This window comes from Neptunomonas japonica JAMM 1380, assembly GCF_016592555.1.
GTDB lineage: Bacteria > Pseudomonadota > Gammaproteobacteria > Pseudomonadales > Balneatricaceae > Neptunomonas > Neptunomonas japonica_A.
In genome coordinates, this window is the sequence record NZ_AP014546.1 from 3,204,083 (window position 1) to 3,221,072 (window position 16,990).

Below are 16,990 nucleotides of genomic sequence, written 5' to 3' on the forward strand. Positions count from 1 at the left end.
CATGTTTTACCTAGACTAACTCTGCAATAAAGTTAGGATCAAAGTGGAGGTTCTCGTTGATTCCTGCTTCTGCATAACCACGAGGATTACAAACAACGCGTGTCCCTTTAATTGAGTAGTCAAAACTATCATGAGTATGTCCGTGTACCCATAATGTTACACGCTCGCCACCGAGCAACCATTCCGCCTCAGAAACAAAACAAGCATTCAACGGTGAATCAGCAAAGCGCGGATGAATACTCCTAGGCGAAGGTGAGTGATGTGTAATTACGACCGTAGATCCCAAAAATGGTTCTGCTAACTGACTTTCAAGCCAGCGGGAGTGATCGCTAAATTGAGATACAGAGTCTTGCGGTGTAAATAACTCCCCGCTCTTATCATCACCCGTTATTCGGCTAAAATCCCTGATAATCTGCATAGCCGAATCAATAGCAAGGTCACGCTGTTTTCCTGTCTCACCGAACAACAAAAAATCGGTCCATAACGTTGTTCCAAGAAAACGCACCCCCTCAATTTCTAAAGCATCGTCGCATAAAACATGGACATTGCTATGCCGAGATAGCTGTTTAAGCTCATGAATTGTAGCCGCAATACTACTGCCATAAAACTCATGATTACCTGGCACGTAGATAACAGGTTTGGGAATTTGCTTAGCCCACTGTATAGCCTCTTTAGGACGAGCAATATCTCCGGCAAGCACCACTACATCAGCCGCCGTCATAGGGACGTCAAATGGACTGGCACTTAAATGTAGGTCCGAAAGAATATGCAGTTTCATAGCTATGACTCTCTAAGCATAATTACACTACCACTCACAGTCTGCTCATTTGTTGCCCCAAAAATAGACCACCCCGTAGCTTGAATGTCTGCTAGCGGAAAATCTCCTCAATAACATCAACTACAATCTTCGTGCCTATTGTCACTAAAAGAACATCACCGGCAATACGAATATATTCGTGGTTAATCGGTGGCACAGGTAAGCGAATGAGCAGTTCATTAGGCAAACCGTAGTACCGAGCATCATGATTAATTTGCCGTCCCTTTTGCCATTTTTTCGCCTGCCCTGGTGGTAAACAACCGTTATTTTTTTTCGCGAGCCCAGGAGGACAATGTCCTTGTCGGGACTGCTGTCCATAATAATCCCTAACCGTGCGATGCTCTATATCCCCAAAACCTAAAGTTAGAGAGAATCTTTGGCTGTCACTTTCTTTCCCACGTCTAGCATGATCTTTATCGGCATAATCGCTACGAGACTGTTTATGTGTTTTCTCTTTATGCTCTTTATGCTCTTTATGCTTCCCACCACCGGCCCATTCAGGCTTACCAGCAAAAGCGCCACTTGCCATCAATACCAATGAAAAACCAACCATAATCCAACGTGATATTCTAGAAAATACGATCATAATCTAACCTCATTGCTACAACTTAGGAGCGCTATTCTTGAGTCACTAACGCTAAAATCGTCGAACGGTTAAAACCTTTTAACACTTCACCATTGATGAGAATGATAGGCACACCACCACCGCCTAACCGCTGGTACTGAGCATTCCCCTCCTCTGATTTTTCAATGTCATACTCAAAGTAAGAGATCCCTTTTTCATCAAATAGTTCGCGTGTTTTTTTGCAGAACGGGCACCATTGTGTCGAATACAACACAGCGGTTTCTTCATGCGCAGATGAAAAATCAGGAGGAGGGCTAAAAACATTTCGAATATCACGCCACTCATTTACAACAATAATGGCTAAAACAACAATTAAAAACTTCTTCATATTTCACATTTCATTTTGAAAAACTCTGTATTTCATGAGCTGTTAAAAAACGCCATGTGCCGAGATCAATATCTAGGCTTACATCACCAATTTTTTCTCGATGAAGCCCTACAACCCGATTACCAACAGCTGCAAACATACGCTTAACTTGATGAAACTTACCTTCTGTAATGGTTAATAGCACCTCTCTAGGATTCACAATATCGAGTATCGCAGGCAAGGTTAACGACACCTCGCCTTGCAACTGCACTCCGTGAAAAAAGCGGCTGGTCACGTCATCAGTAACATCATCACGCAACTGAACCCGGTATACTTTCGCACACTGTTTTTTTGGCGTAATAATATTGTAGGACCAACGCCCATCATCTGTTACCAATACTAACCCGGTGGTATCAGCATCTAAACGCCCGACAAAATGAAGATCGCTAGACTTTTCGACATCCAAATAATTCAATAGGGAGGGGTAAGTTTCATCTACATTAGAGCAAATTGTGTCTAATGGTTTGTGCATCATAATATAGCGTGAAGCGCGTGCCGTTAAGGTCTTTCCATGTAAGGTAATTCTATTATTTTCATGGACTTGAGTTACCTCATTTCTAATAACTTCGCCATTCACTGCAACAGCACCAGAACGTAGTAAGCTTGTGATTTCAGGCTTAGATAAATCAGTGCTTTTAATAATAAATTTATCGAGGCGCATAGATTTCCTTTCCATCGCGGGCTTTGACCACTCTAATTTTCGGATTAGAGGTTAAGATTTTCTGTGCCGTTTGAATCGGGATATTAGCCTCTCTTGCTACACCGGATACTGTACGATATTTGTATTTGGGGTTGGCTAGCGCCACATTAATAACCTTATCTATATCTTGATTAGTCGGCTCAGGTTCTTCACTACTAGAGAGCTCTACTGGCAAATCATCCGCTGTTATCTTCGCCAATCTTTCCTCAAGTAGGTCAATACGCTCTTTTATGGGATCCATATCCTGATCAACATTATCCGCTAGATCATTTAGCTCGATCGAACGGTCACCCCACGTTATTTTCACGTTCGAGCGATCCACCAGCGCCTTTAACTGGTCCTTCATCATAAAGATTAGAAAAACAGCGATCAGAAATAACAAAAATGGCCAATCAATAAGCTTTAACACCAACTGATCCCAAGGAAAGGAGGATTGAGCTTGTGCAACGTTTTCCATGATTACCTCCACTTTCTGGCCTACCCAGAAAAAGCAGTCAATCTGCATAGTGCTTAATGTATTTATATCTTTAACTGTAACCCAGACAATGCTTGATGTCAGGAAGACTTCCAACACAACTGTTAGTGGATATTGAGACGAGCGCAAAAATCCTTTATACATAGGCGCAGCCAATTCACTATAAGAAAACACATATGTCAGAATCTAATACACCATACGATGAAGTATTTTTAGCTTTTCAAGTTATCCCGCGGTTAAAAGAGGGAAATAACTTTGAGGTAGTCGACAAAGCAATAGCCGTAGTCAAAGCCGCAGGCGTGTCTTTTCAAGTAGGAGCAATGGAAACAACAATGAAGGGCGAATTGAATCAACTATTGGATATTGTAAAAGCGGCACAGCAAGCCTGTTATGATGCGGGAGCTTTAGAGGTTATTACCAACATAAAAATTCACAGTAAAACGCCTGCAGCTACAGACACTTTTTGTACCTATGATCGAGGTGTTACAGCAGCAAATCACATGTTTGTGGATAAATAAGCCTAGTTTTCTGAGGTGCGAAGGCAGCCCACAAGCAGCCAATACACACCTGCTTGTTTTCACTGTATTAGAATAGCTATTTACGAGAAATAGCTTTCCATCCAATCGTATAATTTATCGGCTGACAGTTCAGCCAATGGAGTTTGTTCAAATTGCTCAGCAGGGTCTTGCGCTTTGAAAGTAAATTGATAACTAACGATATTAGGCTGCTGGTCATGCAATATAATAATTATGCGTTTGCCGCTTCGCAAACAATCAATAGTCATTACATCAGCGGCAATACCGCTGTCGCGCATTTTCTGACTTACACCAACAACAGGATCAATTTCTTTAAAGTCTTGCTTAATGCGTGAATGAGCGTCAGTGACATTATCACATAACTGTTTTAAGTACTTATCAATCAAGAATACTTCCTATAATCAAGAGCCGTTCGTATTTAATCATTAGTTTAGAAATCTAGGCCAGAAATCATATTTTTAGCAACAATAATGGTAGATAAAGTCATGACTACCATGACGGTACTAATGATCCCTGTTCGATTTGATTTTAACCAACCCAGAACCCCTATCGATAACACAAACAAAAGAAAAGCAGAGGTTGCTGCGCCAGTACTAAAGTTTCTTATTTTTTCAATTTGAAGAAGAGCATCATCAGAAAAATGCTCCACACCAACTAGCCGTAAACTAATAGAGACATCAACATACAAAGCAATTAAAAACAGCAAAGTAGTAACGATAAACAACAGATAGTTAACCGTCGCAACCAAGCGTTGATCTTTGCCACGGATAATTTGTACAGCGATAGACAAAGAAAAGCCGGCCATTAAACTACTAATATAAGCAACTTGCCCGGACCTAAGTTCAAGAATTTCATTTATCATAATGAGCTATCTTTAAAAAGTTCAGTGACATGGTATAACGTTTGGGCTCACATAAGACCTAATTGACTAATAAAAAAAGAGCCCTCACACGAGCGCTCTTATACAGTTCATAACAAGAAAACTAATGTAAAAACGTACTTTTATACCTTAAATGTTGAAACCAAACTTTGCAAAGCCTCTGCTTGTTTCGACATCTCTTCACCAGCTTGGACCGTTTCGCTAGCGCCAACAGACGTTTGCTGAGCAACACTACTGATTTGATGCACATTTTGACTAATATCTCTTGTAACACTCGCTTGCTCTTCCGATGCCACTGCAATTTGACTCACCATATCTTGGATTCTCTGCACCGAATTCGCGATAAGATTGAGAGACTCTCCCGAGGTATGAGCCTGCTCAAGAGTGTCTTGTGCTTTTTGCTGGCTTTGCTGCATAACACTCACAGCCTCATTCGAACTATTTTGCAATGTCTCGATAATACTATTAATGCTGGCTATAGACTCTTGTGTCTTAGAAGCCAAGGAGCGAACTTCATCAGCAACCACAGCAAAGCCTCGGCCCTGATCACCGGCACGAGCAGCTTCAATTGCAGCATTTAGTGCTAATAAATTGGTTTGCTCTGCAATACCTGCAATCACTTCGGAAATAGACCCTATCGACTGGCTTTTCTCTTGTACGGAGACAATCACTTTTGATGCTTGATTAATCTCTTCAGAAAGCTGCTCTATTGTCACTATCGTTTTTTGCACATTGCCCTTTCCCTTGATAGTAATCTCGCCAGATTCTTCAGTTAAAAGTGCACAATTAGCTGCATTTTCAGCAACTTCACTCACTGTTGCTGTCATTTCTTCGACGGCAGTCGCCACTAGTTCAGTTTGTTCATATTGGGCTTGAACGTTGTTATTGGTTTGTTCTGCTATGGATGCCGTTTCTGTAGAAGTGCTCGCTAAAGCCTGAGAAAGCATATGAATATCATTTACTAAGCCCTGTAATTTGGTATTCATATTAATCATAGAGAGGTATAACCCTTGCGCTTTACCACTGTTATCAAAGTCTGTGGTTAGATCTCCATTAGCAATACAGTCCGCTAACAATGCCATATCTTGTGGCTCACCACCTAAGGGCTTAGTGACAGACCGGCTAATCGTATAAGCCAATAGACAACCCAGGACCACCGTTAATAGCAAACTAATGAGAAGCACTAGCTCGAGTGTATCAACCGCACTAACTAGTTTTGCCTTATCAGACTTGAGTAACGACTTTTGAGATTGGCTCATCTCTAAGAGTATTTCCTTAATTCTTTTAGCTTTCGGAGCGGCTTTTGTCCCGAGCCAAGCATTAGCCTTATTCCAATCTGAACTACTGCGTGAGGCAAACATTTCATCAACGTATGGGCGAAATTCAGCGCGATGTTTTTTATATTCATTCCACTGGTTCTTTTGATTAAATGCGAACAATGCACTGCTGGCCTTTAATGTTTTAAACTGCAATTCATTCTTATCCCAAAGCGCTAAAAATTTTGCTTGAAACTTTTCATCGCCAGATAACAAATAAGCTCGAATATTGGCAAGACCAAGCGCAAAAGATGCTCGGCTATCTGCAAGTGTTTTAAGAAGTTGTTTACGCTCGTAGCTGGAGGTATTTTCCACCTCTTTTTCTATCAGTGCCGTTAAAGCAGCAACGGTTTTGGAAGCTCTTGGGGCTGCTTTTGTTAGCAGTATGTCAAACGATGGGATATTGGCACTCGTATGAGCAATACCCTCTATTTCTTGTTGCGATATTCGAAATTCATCGATTAACTGCTGCATTTCATTAAGTTTGGTAATATTGTTAGGTACTGTCCACTGTTGAGAAAAAGTGTTCAACTCACTCAGTGCAGCATCTAACTTATGCCAACCTAAAGCTCGTTCGTTCCTAAATATACCCGCTTTGACAGGGTCATCACCCAGAATAAGATAACCTCTCAAACCAGACAGTGTTTGGCTAATAGCCCCTGATAAGCGTTCACCGGCCTCAACCGTGGGATACCTTACATCGAGTAATAGCTTTTGCTTATCTAACGTTTTTTCTAACTGGCTAAAAACCAATAAAGAACTTAAGAAAGAGATGGCTATTAGCAATCCAAAGCCCAAGAAAAGCTTTGCTTTTATTGTCATTTTAGAAAATAAGGACATTCGTGAAGCTCCATAAAACTTTAAACTAAAAGTTTCAGCTAGCACTTATAAACTGAACTTATACCTCACTGAGTGTGGTATAGAATTGACCAAAGTCAATTTTAAATTATGGTAAATTTCACGGACAATACACAAGTATGTAAAACGCTCTTAATTTTGCAGCTTGTGGCCTAGCGCTGCTGTAAACCTTCTCTCTTAACGCTTATTCTGAATGTGAATTTTGCAGCTGTTCTAATAACCATTGTCCCGCTTGACCCAAAGCACGGTTTTCTGTCCACACTAAGTCAATCCCTTGCAGAATATCAGCTTGTTGGTAAACCAAATCAAGTACGACTAACTCTCCTGACTGCAGTTTTTCATCGACTACTGCTTCATGTATAAATGCCCAACCGATATTGGCAACTAACAACTCTAAAATGACGAATGGGCTTTCTGACAACCATACTTGTGGGCTTATCGTGTAACGTTCATGCGTTTGGTTATCGGGATCTAAACTACGCCCGACAATTTGCCGATACTGTCTAAGATCAGCATGCGTTACCTGTTTCTTTTGTGCTAACGCAAAGCTGGGAGCCGATACAGGGATTACACGTGAATGTCCGATTCCCCGAAAACTAAAACCTTGCGGGTAATATTCTTGCTCAATCATTAAACCTATATCAGCTCGATTACTGCGTACTAATTCAGCAACATCACCACTGCCTGGATCAAGCAATTCCAATGTAATGTAGGGAAAGATGTCAGCAAAACGTTCTAACACAGTTACCACAACGGTTGAGGCCACATTTTGCTCGATAGCGATACACAATGATGTTTCATCACTGCTGCTCAATGAGGCCGCGTGAGCATTAAACTCATGATGACTATGCAAAACAGTTCTTGCAGAGCTAAGTAGAACTTGGCCAGCATCTGTAAGCACGGGATTACGACTACTTCGATCAAACAGCTCAACGTTTGCATCAACTTCTAGGTTATTAATAGCAGTACTCACTGCAGACTGCACCTTACCAAGCTGACGAGCTGCTCCAGAGAATGAGCCTACTTCAGCGGCAACAACAAAACATGTTAACTGCTCAATACTTGGCATATTACTCACACTCCTTTTTTCTCGTACAAAAACACAGACTAAAAACCGCATACCCAAAGCTATCTATCTAAATAATAGATATATACCAACTACAAAGCATCAATAATATCTTTAATATAGTGGTCAGCTAAATACAAGCAAATTAAAAACTCAGGAGAACAGTATGTCGTTGCAGGTGTCAGAAAAAATAACAGCAGATATCGTTACCCGTAGCGGCCTCGACAGGCTACGTTACACCCTGTTGTTTGAAGCTATTTTGGTCGCCAGCTCAACGGCTGTTATCGCCTTTATTCTTGAACGCGATTTACTGGAAGTCAGTTATCTTGCTCTTGTTCTCAGTGCTATCGCCATGGCTACAAATTTTTTCTATAACTCTGCATATGACTATATAGATGTATCTTTCGGGCACATTCCAACAGAACGCTCCTTAAAACATAGGGTTTATCATGCTGTGGGGTTTGAGATTATTCTACTCTTTTTCACCTTGCCATTAATCATCTGGTGGTTAGAGCTAAGCTTAGTTAATGCACTGCTATTAGATATCGGCATGATGGCAACTGTCGTCATTTACACATTTTTATTTGGGTTAGGATACGATCGGGCATTCCCGATTAAGCAACCAGAACCACTAATAATAAGCGCGACTTAAAAATAGGCTATTAAAGCAACAACTCCCCAGACCCCTTATATACCGGGCTCTAGAAGAGATGTGCATATGTAATGCATAGACTTATCCACAGCTTGCGTGCATAACTATTTTTCTATTTTTTCTTGCTTTTCTTAACTACGTGACAATATGCCACATTCCTAGCCGCTTAAAAGCTCATTAGTATGCCCTTGCAAAAATAATCCATTCGTTTGTGAGGGCCGTACTGTTTCCTGCTTTTGGTATAAGCCTAGTAGCATTGTGCTGGCAAATCAGTTAAACCTCTCTAACCCGATACAAAGCACGGATAAAGCCCTCATCAAGACCCTTAAAAATGATTAAGGCTGAGGTGTAATTACTTCGTTAACAGTTTGGCAAGAGTCAGGGTTCCTGACTCTAGCGGGCTTCCTTTGCGATAGACGATTGATAACTGAACATATTCCGGGCCGTGGCTAACCGGCGTCATAACAAGGGACTTCTCATACCGACTGCCCACCACCATATTCTTACCCATAATGGTGTAGCCTAAACCAGCAGAAACACAGCCTAAAATACCATCAGCACTACTCATTATCATTAATTCATCTGTGTTTCGGCCTGCTTCCTGCTGCCAGACAAGCGCGTGTTTTCTATAACCGCAACCTTCCTCTCGTACAAACAGTACGGGATCATGATCACTCTCCAGAGGCGTCACCATCACCAATTCTTCTTGAACAATGGGGATAACCACAAGGTTTTCATGCTTAGGGGCATTACCTAGAGCAGCGCAGTCAACTTTATTGTTCAAAACCGCAAACACGAGCCTGTCACTGGTATCCGTATAAATTTTGGTTCGGATCTCTGCATGGTTCTGCTTGAGTTGCTTAAGAGCTAAAGGCATATGAACGGCGGCAAATGTTTCTGGCATGCCCACTCTTAATTCATAACTGCCCTTATTACGCGAAATCGCAGAGGTAGCCTGGTATTCTAATTGTAAGATCTGATTAGCATATTCACAAAGCTGTTGGCCGCTTGGCGTTAGCTGTAACTTCCTACCAACCAAATGAAACAGCTTTGTATCTAATTCCCTTTCTAGTTTTTGAATTCGGTTAGTAATGTTGGATTGGACCGTATGCAGTTTATCAGCAGCCCCTTTAATCCCCCCTTCATCCACAACCGCCTGAAAGGTCTTGAGCGTTAGAATTTCCATAAGATTCTCTTTATAAGAATATTAAGTTCTAAATAATTCAATTTTTAAGATTATCAGAAGAGAGTAATGTTTGTGAATGATCTTTCAATAATAAGGTAAATAGCATGTTAACGGAGCTAACAAAAAGCCGTGTTTATTTTGCAGGCATTTGTAGTTTAATTGTGACCGTTGGTGTGGCGCGCTTCTCTTATAGCCTATTGCTGCCAATAATGCAGGATAGCACTGGCCTGACTGAATCTGGCGGTGGCTGGTTAGCTACCACTAATTTTATGGGCTACATGCTTGGAGTCCTGATTGCTGCCAGCTTGCACAACCTAAACCACAAGTACAGCTTACACCGGATTTATCTGATATTGAGTGTTGTCACCTCAGCAGCCATGGTGCTAACGACAGATGTAGCCACCTGGGCTGTGTTACGGTTTATTGCCGGGGTCTGTGCTTCAGGAGGCCTCATTATTGCTTCGGGCCTGATATTAAAATGGTTGGTTAAAAATAATCATCGTGCAGAATTAGGTATTCACTTCACTGGTGCTGGGCTGAGCATCATTGTGACATCTCTACTGGTAGAAGCGATGCTAGCGATGTCTGCCGACTGGCAACAACAGTGGCTCGCTTTAGCTGTTATGGCTGTAATAATCGCCATTCCAGCATGGTTATGGATGCCACACCCTTCTACAGAAGGCCAAGCGGGCGTTACAGCTAAAGATAACCCTCCCGGTAAAGCCTTTACATCAATGATGATGTTGGCCTACTTTTGTGCAGGTTATGGTTATGTGGTTAGCTCCACCTTTATTGTGGATATTGTTGAAGGTATTGAAGGCTTACAAGGACAAGGGGGTTTTGCTTTTATATTGGTTGGATTAGCAGCCACTCCAGCAGCCTTGGTGTGGGACAGAATTGCCAGAAACGTCGGCTACCTCAAAGCCTTATTAGCTGCCTACATCTTGCAGGCGATAGGGATTGTTCTTCCTGCCATTAATGACTCATTATTTATGGTTATATTAAGCGCACTGCTGTTTGGTGGAACGTTTATCGCTTGTGTTAGCTTAGTACTAACCATGGCAGGTAAATTTTATCCAAGTAACCCTGCTAAGTTTATGGGTACTATGACCTTAGCGTATGGTTGCGCACAAATCATTGCTCCCGTATGCACGGGATACCTTGCTGAAGCTTTTGGAAACTATGATCTTGGGCTCTACCTCTCTGCCGCTGTAATGATGACTGGCACTCTATTTTTGTTTGGTCTGTTACGTATTGAAAAAAACGCCGAGAAACAGAAAAATCTCAGAACATCGTCCAATATCAGCGTTCACTAATGTATATTATCAATTCCATAAAGGGCCAATAGTCTACAAGCCCTTTCATCCGGCTTTAGTCGGTCATACAATCGTGTAAATGGACAAATAAGAGGCCGCCGGTGATCATCCGTAACAAGGACAAAATCAACTCACCCGAGACAATCAAACAACACTTTGAAACCTTGGGCTATATCTGCAGTGACGCTATTGCCACTTCGGTTTATCTGGCGTGTCATCTACAAAAACCTATTTTAGTTGAAGGTCCTCCGGGTGTAGGTAAAACCGAGCTCGCCAAGAAAGCATCTGAATTATTATCCGCGCCACTTATTCGCATGCAATGCTATGAAGGGCTGGATGAAGCGAAGGCGCTTTACGAATGGAAATACGGAAAGCAGCTACTCTATACTCAGCTGTTAAAAGACCAGTTGGGTGATGTGATGCGCGGCGCCAAAGGCCTTGATGAGTCGGTTTCTCGGCTGCATCAATTTGGCGATATTTTCTATTCCGATGAATTTCTCGAGCCTCGCCCGCTTCTGCAAGCCTTAAGATCAGAAGATGGCGCAGTTCTTCTAATTGATGAAATTGATAAAGCAGATCAAGAGTTTGAAGCATTTCTCTTAGAGCTTCTCTCTGATTTTCAAATATCAATCCCTGAACTGGGAACGGTTAAAGCAAAGTCTAAACCCATCGTATTTTTAACCAGTAACAATACTCGGGAACTGGGCGATGCGCTAAAACGACGCTGCTTGCACCTGTATATCCCCTTCCCTTCAAAAGTGATTGAACAGAAGATCATTACAGCCCAAGTCCCTGAACTCAACGACGAGCTTAAACAACAACTCGTTGCTTTTATCGGCGAGTTACGGGAGATGGCACTCAAAAAAGTGCCTGCGGTGAGTGAGACCATTGATTGGGCACGTGCTCTTTTACTCCTCAATGTTGAAAACTTGGATCATGAGTGGATAAAAACCACACTCAATCTACTGCTTAAATTCCAAGACGACATAGAAGCCGTCGAGCCTGAAATTGATAACCTTTTAAAAGCAGCCACTAAGGAAGGTTAATCGGCCTAAAAAGCTGAGAATAATCATGCAAAAAGTACTGGGCGATTTTATTCACGCATTGAGACATGCCGGATTACCGATTTCATCAGCGGAAACGTTAGATGCACTAAAAGCTGCTCAATTAGTAGGGATAGACAATGCCCCCTTACTTAAGCACTCACTTGGAATGACGTTAACCAAACGCTTAGAACATCGCCTCACCTATGAGCAAACCTTTGATCAGTACTTTACTAGCCATAACCAATTTAAAGAGGGTTATCAAGAAGCACCTCTTCAAAACGCCACTGAAGGTTTAGAAAAGCACGCTCAAACAGAGGTAGATAGCCTTAAGCAAGCACCGTTGAACAAACCCGAAACCAACCTAAACTCACCTTTAGCACAGCAGTTAATGAACAATGACATGTCCGCCATACAAGTCATGATGACCAGTGCAGCAACGGCTTCTGGCGCCCAGGATATTTCATTTATTACCCAAGTCCCCATGGTTACCTATCGGGTGATGCAGGCCTTGGGCGATACTGAGCTCCAGCAAGAGCTAGTTGCATTAGCCAACAGTGATGAGAGCAGTGCTACTGTACAACTGCTACGCCAGCGAAGGTCACAACTGCAGCAACAAGTACGAGATTACGTTGAGCAACAGTATCTGATATTTAATCAAAATGAGCCCAACAAACTACGAGAAAGCAACCTTCAAAAAGTTAACTTAACTAGCATCGACCACCGAAACTACAAACTTATGGGTGAGCTAGTTCGTAAAGCAGCTAAACGACTTGCTAGCATGCACAGCCGCAGACGACGCATTACCAAGCGCGGCCTATTGGATGTTAGGCGAACGATTGCTGCTAACGCCGCTTATGATGGATTCTTGTTTCACACAAAGTGGAAATCAACGCGGGTAGATCGCCCCAAAGTGATGGTGGTGTGTGATGTCAGTGGCTCAGTGAGTGAGGTTGCTAGATTTTTGCTGCTGTTTTTATATTGCTTACAGGATGTATTACCCAAGGTTCGCTCTTTTGTATTTTCATCTGATATGGCTGAAGTCACCCAACTTTTCGAGCAGCGAGACATGGACCAAGCCTTGGCAGAAGTCATGCAAAAATGGGCCAACTTACCCAGTGATTATGGCAAAGCGCTAACAGACTTCGAACAAATAGCGCTTGCTGATATCGATAACCGCACAACCGTCATCATGCTCGGGGATGCCAGAAACAATAATGAAGATGGCAATATCTCTGTTTGGGAAGAGGTGTATCGTCGCAGCCAGCGAGTCATATGGCTAAACCCCGAAGGCGAATTCAGTTGGGATAGCGCAGACTCTATTATGAGTAAGTACGCTCCCTTTTGCTCACATGTTGAAACCTGTAACTCACTACAAGACCTTAATAGAATATTAGGGTCTGTATTAAAACGAGCAAACTAACACCCCTATCCCAAATAGACTTATATCAACCAAGATCACTATGATGTCGAGATAAAACCTTCAGCGGCTACCCAAGCCGAAAAACCACCATGCATGTGTACGACATTGTGTAAACCCATTTCAATCGCCGCTTTACCGGCAAGCGCAGACCTCAAACCACCGCCACAAAATAAGACAAATTTAAGATCTTGTTGAAAAATATTTTTTGCATACGGGCTTTGCGGATCAATCCAAAACTCCAACATGCCTCTAGGGCAGTGATAGGCACCTGGGATTCTTCCTTCTCGATTCAGCTCCCTAATATCTCTCAAATCAACAAACTGCACACCCTCTTCTTGATAAAGTGACAGAGCTTTAGAAATAGAAACTTCTTCAACGACCTTATTAGCTTCTTCAACTAACTGATAAATACCTTTCTTAATGATGAGTGGCATTTAGCCTCCTTTATAAAGATGACTCAAAAAAATTGATGATCTTGAGGTTATCTGACAATACGCCATATTTCTCTATACACTATGACAATATATATAGACAAAGCGTCAAAGCAGGAAATAAACAAGCCAATGGAAAAAAACAAACTGGCTCTACTGGAAATGGAGTCTTTACCGCGTGAAGTTTTTGTTCGCCAGCAATATATGCCGGCTCAACACTTCTTCCCAGCTCATACCCATAACTGGCACCAACTACTGTATGCCACCTCTGGAGTATTAACTGTTGATGTTGTTAACGAGCGTCTATTTATATCACCCGAAAAAGCCGTATGGCTTCCAAAAGGGTGTGAACACAGCGTATCAACTGCATTCGGCGCAGAGCTAAAGAGCCTTTATATCAACGCTAACTACCAGCAACTAGACACAACAAAAAGCTCCGTTTTAGAAATAACAACATTAGTTAAATCATTAGTAATTGAAGCCTCTCACTTTGAAACCAATTACTCTAAAACAGGTTACGAGCAACAGGTAATTGCTTTAATTTTGAGTTCACTGCCACGCTTAAAACAAGACAAAACACACCTTCCTTGGCCAACATCCTCTGCGTTATATCATTTATGTACTCAGCTTTATAATCACCCAGAAGCAAGGCATTCAACGGCCGTATTGGCTAAAGAGATCAATGTTTCAAAGCGAACATTGGAAAGACGTTTCCTCAAAGAAACCGGCATGTCACTACAAGCATGGAGCCTGCGCTTACGTTTTTTAAAAGCGATCGAGCTACTCAATACAAACCAAAATATAACCCGTATAGCACTAGAGTTAGGTTATAGCTCGCCCTCCCCTTTTATCTATATGTTCCGTGCCCAAAGTGGCTTCAGCCCTAGGCAGTATCTGGCAGCATGCAAAAAACAAAACCCATTCACAAAGAGCAACTAAACAAGACTAATAAAAAACACCATAGCAATTTGCTGTAGACAATGCCCCGTTATCTCGTTGTTGCTTTAACTAGCAGGATCAAGCTAGATCCTGCGTATATATAACTAAGCTTTACTTTGTTTGCCTTCTAAATTCCCGACATTGGGATAAAATTATCCAGCCCTTTAATACGCTCAAACCAACTCAAAATTGAGGTATAAGAAGAGAGATCTATTCCACCTTCATGCGCTAAAGCAACATATGGAAACACAGCAATATCGGCAATAGTTGGGCGCCCTAGGGCTAACCAATCATGTTGAGAAAGGTGCGCCTCCAATAAAGGCAAAATACCATCATTCACCGCCAACGCTTGCGGCTTATTAAGTGGGGCGGAGAATTTATCGACTAAACGCGCCGCACCGGGGCCATTTTGGACTTCATTGGCAGCCGTAGATAACCACTGCATTACTTCGCCTTGCTGAGCCGCACCTTCTGGCCACCATGCATGACCGCCATACTGGCGAGCCAAGTAAACAAGAATCGCCTGTGAGTCACGTAATACAACCTCACCATCGACCAACACAGGGACTTGTCCCCACGGATTAAGATCAATAACCGGAGAGCGTTTATGCGCCCCCTCTAAAAAATCGACGGCCTCAAGCTCCACATCTATTTGCATTAACGAGGCAAGCAATCGAACTTTATAGCAATTGCCTGAAGGTTCTAAATCGTAAAGTTTCATGCCTAATTATCCTTTTATTAATAATGAAAGTTATTAGTGTGAAATAGCTTAAGTGAGTTGATTAAATTCGAGCACATTACCGTCTGGGTCACGAAAGAAAAGCGCGACACGACGCGAACCAATGGGATGAATATCTTCTGTAATAGTAATCCCTTCCTCCAAGAGCCAATCCCGCAGCCGATGCAGGTCATCCACAACAAATGCAGGGTGAGTCACGCCAGGATATTTAATCGGTAAATCTAACAATGCATTACGAGACTCAGGCTGCCTAGCGGCATTAAAGATTAAGTTAATTCTTATACCGTCGCCGGCTACCATTTCATTAGCCTCATAGGCTGCAAAGTAAGCGGTCTCTACAAACCCAAGCCGTGCATAAAACGCCATCGCTTGCTGCCGATCACTGACACGAATACCGATATGGTCAAATGCACGAATCATCTCAGGCATGGGCCGCATCGCTTGAGTGCTTTTCATCATTTACTCCTGATAGAAAGAGACAACAGTATCTTTTATTCACCAGCCGCAATAAATGCTTATATACTGACAAGTTCTTTGCATAAAACGCATAAGTGAGATGACCATGGATAAGCTTAAAGCGATGGCGACCTTTGTAGAGATCGTTGATAGAGGAAGCCTTTCTGCTGCCGCTGAAGCGATAAATCGCTCTCCTGCCTCGGTTGTACGGGCACTCGCGGATTTAGAAAACCACTTAAATGTGCGCTTGCTTAACCGCAGTACCCGACGTATTTCCCTCACTGATGAAGGACGAGACTACCTTTTGCGCTGCCGGCGTATTCTGGCGGATATCAATGACGCAGAGTTTTTGCTGGATGCCCGCCGTGGAGCACCCGAGGGCAAGTTATCCATCACGGCCCCTATGATGTTTGGCCGTTTGCATATTGTCCCTTTACTCAACCGTTACTTGAGTGAGCACCCCGGGTTACGGGTTGAGCTCACCTTAATTGACCGTATTGTTGATATCATTGATGAGGGTTTTGATCTAGCCATACGTATAGGCCACCTTGCAGATTCGTCCCTTATCTCTATGCCTTTAGGCCTCAACCGCCATATCATTTGCGCCAGCCCATCCTTAGTAAAAACAATGGGAAAACCAAACACGCCTGAGGAGTTACGCCATTGGCCTCTTGTGGTTTTTAATCCGCAGAGTAGCCAATGGACGTTTAATAACGGCCAAACACTCAACACCTATGACATGAATACCGTCATGTCTTCCAACCAAGTTGATAGCACTCTTTCCTCCGCCATCAGCGGCTTGGGAGCCACTCGCTTACTCCACTATCAAGTAGATGAAGCGTTAAGCAAAGGCCAGCTAATCCGTCTGCTCCCTGAGTATGAAAAAACATCTATTCCTATACAGTTTGTTTACCCGCATAACCGCTTGCTCTCGATCAGAGTGAGAGCTTTTTTAGACTGGGCGGCGCCCCAATTAAGAGAGGTTTTAGGCAGGTAACGTTATACGTGTCTTTTAATAACGCAGGTATCCACATAAATACGTACCTTATGGTGATATATAAAAAACAGCCAGAGGTGCTTATTTCTCGCTATTAGCGTAAACCTCTCGATTTATACCGACTAACCCCTTAGATTGTCTGCTTCTTTAAATTACTTATATGCCAAC

Annotated in this window: 20 protein-coding genes; 7 read left to right on the forward strand and 13 right to left on the reverse strand. The window is 42.5% G+C overall.

Annotated elements, in window-relative coordinates:
• Nucleotides 1-10: 10 nt before the first annotated feature.
• The 5 genes from NEJAP_RS14995 to NEJAP_RS15015 form a co-directional block, all read right to left on the reverse strand.
• On the reverse strand, nt 11-778 hold the full coding sequence (locus NEJAP_RS14995) for a metallophosphoesterase (RefSeq protein ID WP_201347994.1): 768 nt from the start codon (nt 776-778) through the stop codon (nt 11-13).
• 91 nt (nt 779-869) lie between these two features.
• Nucleotides 870-1,403 (reverse strand): hypothetical protein, encoded by a 534-nt coding sequence (locus tag NEJAP_RS15000; protein ID WP_201347995.1) that lies wholly within the window; start codon nt 1,401-1,403, stop codon nt 870-872.
• Between the two features lie 31 nt (nt 1,404-1,434).
• Nucleotides 1,435-1,770: a glutaredoxin family protein gene (locus NEJAP_RS15005; protein ID WP_201347996.1), complete on the reverse strand. Its 336-nt coding sequence runs from the start codon at nt 1,768-1,770 to the stop codon at nt 1,435-1,437.
• A 10-nt stretch (nt 1,771-1,780) separates the two neighbouring features.
• A complete protein-coding gene (locus NEJAP_RS15010) occupies nt 1,781-2,470 on the reverse strand; it encodes a pseudouridine synthase (protein WP_201347997.1) in 690 nt (229 codons plus the stop codon).
• Nucleotides 2,457-3,128 (reverse strand): hypothetical protein, encoded by a 672-nt coding sequence (locus tag NEJAP_RS15015; RefSeq protein WP_201347998.1) that lies wholly within the window; start codon nt 3,126-3,128, stop codon nt 2,457-2,459. Before NEJAP_RS15015 ends, NEJAP_RS15010 begins: the two co-directional genes overlap by 14 nt.
• 32 nt (nt 3,129-3,160) lie before the next feature.
• Between NEJAP_RS15015 and NEJAP_RS15020 the strand changes: the two genes are divergently transcribed.
• Entirely contained in the window at nt 3,161-3,502 is a 342-nt protein-coding gene (locus tag NEJAP_RS15020) for a thiamine-binding protein (protein ID WP_201347999.1), read from the forward strand.
• A gap of 80 nt (nt 3,503-3,582) precedes the next feature.
• Here the strand turns inward: NEJAP_RS15020 and NEJAP_RS15025 are convergent, their stop codons facing one another.
• From NEJAP_RS15025 to NEJAP_RS15040, 4 genes are all read right to left on the reverse strand, one after another.
• Entirely contained in the window at nt 3,583-3,906 is a 324-nt protein-coding gene (locus NEJAP_RS15025; RefSeq protein ID WP_201348000.1) for a hypothetical protein, read from the reverse strand.
• Between the two features lie 44 nt (nt 3,907-3,950).
• Nucleotides 3,951-4,382 carry a hypothetical protein gene (locus NEJAP_RS15030; protein WP_201348001.1) on the reverse strand — a complete coding sequence of 144 codons (432 nt, stop codon included), beginning with the start codon at nt 4,380-4,382 and terminating at the stop codon, nt 3,951-3,953.
• Between the two features lie 140 nt (nt 4,383-4,522).
• The gene (locus tag NEJAP_RS15035; protein ID WP_201348002.1) at nt 4,523-6,556 is read right to left on the reverse strand and encodes a methyl-accepting chemotaxis protein; all 2,034 of its coding nucleotides are present in this window, start codon (nt 6,554-6,556) and stop codon (nt 4,523-4,525) included.
• Between the two features lie 202 nt (nt 6,557-6,758).
• Nucleotides 6,759-7,643: a LysR family transcriptional regulator gene (locus NEJAP_RS15040; protein WP_201348003.1), complete on the reverse strand. Its 885-nt coding sequence runs from the start codon at nt 7,641-7,643 to the stop codon at nt 6,759-6,761.
• A gap of 163 nt (nt 7,644-7,806) precedes the next feature.
• Between NEJAP_RS15040 and NEJAP_RS15045 the strand changes: the two genes are divergently transcribed.
• Nucleotides 7,807-8,292: a PACE efflux transporter gene (locus NEJAP_RS15045; RefSeq protein ID WP_201348004.1), complete on the forward strand. Its 486-nt coding sequence runs from the start codon at nt 7,807-7,809 to the stop codon at nt 8,290-8,292.
• A gap of 352 nt (nt 8,293-8,644) precedes the next feature.
• Here NEJAP_RS15045 and NEJAP_RS15050 read toward each other — a convergent pair whose 3' ends face one another.
• Entirely contained in the window at nt 8,645-9,478 is an 834-nt protein-coding gene (locus NEJAP_RS15050) for a LysR family transcriptional regulator (protein ID WP_201348005.1), read from the reverse strand.
• Nucleotides 9,479-9,582: 104 nt separating this feature from the next.
• On the opposite strand from NEJAP_RS15050, the gene NEJAP_RS15055 reads away from it, so the two are divergent.
• From NEJAP_RS15055 to NEJAP_RS15065, 3 genes are all read left to right on the forward strand, one after another.
• Complete coding sequence (locus NEJAP_RS15055) at nt 9,583-10,794, forward strand: YbfB/YjiJ family MFS transporter (protein WP_201348006.1); 1,212 nt, start codon at nt 9,583-9,585, stop codon at nt 10,792-10,794.
• A 107-nt stretch (nt 10,795-10,901) separates the two neighbouring features.
• A complete protein-coding gene (locus tag NEJAP_RS15060; RefSeq protein WP_419197852.1) occupies nt 10,902-11,840 on the forward strand; it encodes an AAA family ATPase in 939 nt (312 codons plus the stop codon).
• Nucleotides 11,841-11,865: 25 nt separating this feature from the next.
• Nucleotides 11,866-13,260, forward strand: a complete 1,395-nt coding sequence (locus NEJAP_RS15065; protein WP_201348008.1) for a vWA domain-containing protein — start codon at nt 11,866-11,868, stop codon at nt 13,258-13,260.
• 38 nt (nt 13,261-13,298) lie between these two features.
• On the opposite strand, the gene NEJAP_RS15070 is transcribed toward NEJAP_RS15065, so the two are convergent.
• A complete protein-coding gene (locus tag NEJAP_RS15070; RefSeq protein ID WP_201348009.1) occupies nt 13,299-13,694 on the reverse strand; it encodes a rhodanese-like domain-containing protein in 396 nt (131 codons plus the stop codon).
• 129 nt (nt 13,695-13,823) lie between these two features.
• Between NEJAP_RS15070 and NEJAP_RS15075 the strand changes: the two genes are divergently transcribed.
• Complete coding sequence (locus NEJAP_RS15075) at nt 13,824-14,630, forward strand: AraC family transcriptional regulator (protein ID WP_236590951.1); 807 nt, start codon at nt 13,824-13,826, stop codon at nt 14,628-14,630.
• 127 nt (nt 14,631-14,757) lie between these two features.
• On the opposite strand, the gene NEJAP_RS15080 is transcribed toward NEJAP_RS15075, so the two are convergent.
• On the reverse strand, nt 14,758-15,351 hold the full coding sequence (locus tag NEJAP_RS15080; protein ID WP_201348010.1) for a glutathione S-transferase family protein: 594 nt from the start codon (nt 15,349-15,351) through the stop codon (nt 14,758-14,760).
• A gap of 48 nt (nt 15,352-15,399) precedes the next feature.
• A complete protein-coding gene (locus tag NEJAP_RS15085) occupies nt 15,400-15,825 on the reverse strand; it encodes a VOC family protein (RefSeq protein WP_236590952.1) in 426 nt (141 codons plus the stop codon).
• A gap of 106 nt (nt 15,826-15,931) precedes the next feature.
• Here NEJAP_RS15085 and NEJAP_RS15090 point away from each other — a divergent pair, with 106 nt between their 5' ends.
• Complete coding sequence (locus NEJAP_RS15090) at nt 15,932-16,822, forward strand: LysR family transcriptional regulator (RefSeq protein WP_201348012.1); 891 nt, start codon at nt 15,932-15,934, stop codon at nt 16,820-16,822.
• The last annotated feature ends 168 nt before the right edge of the window (nt 16,823-16,990 follow it).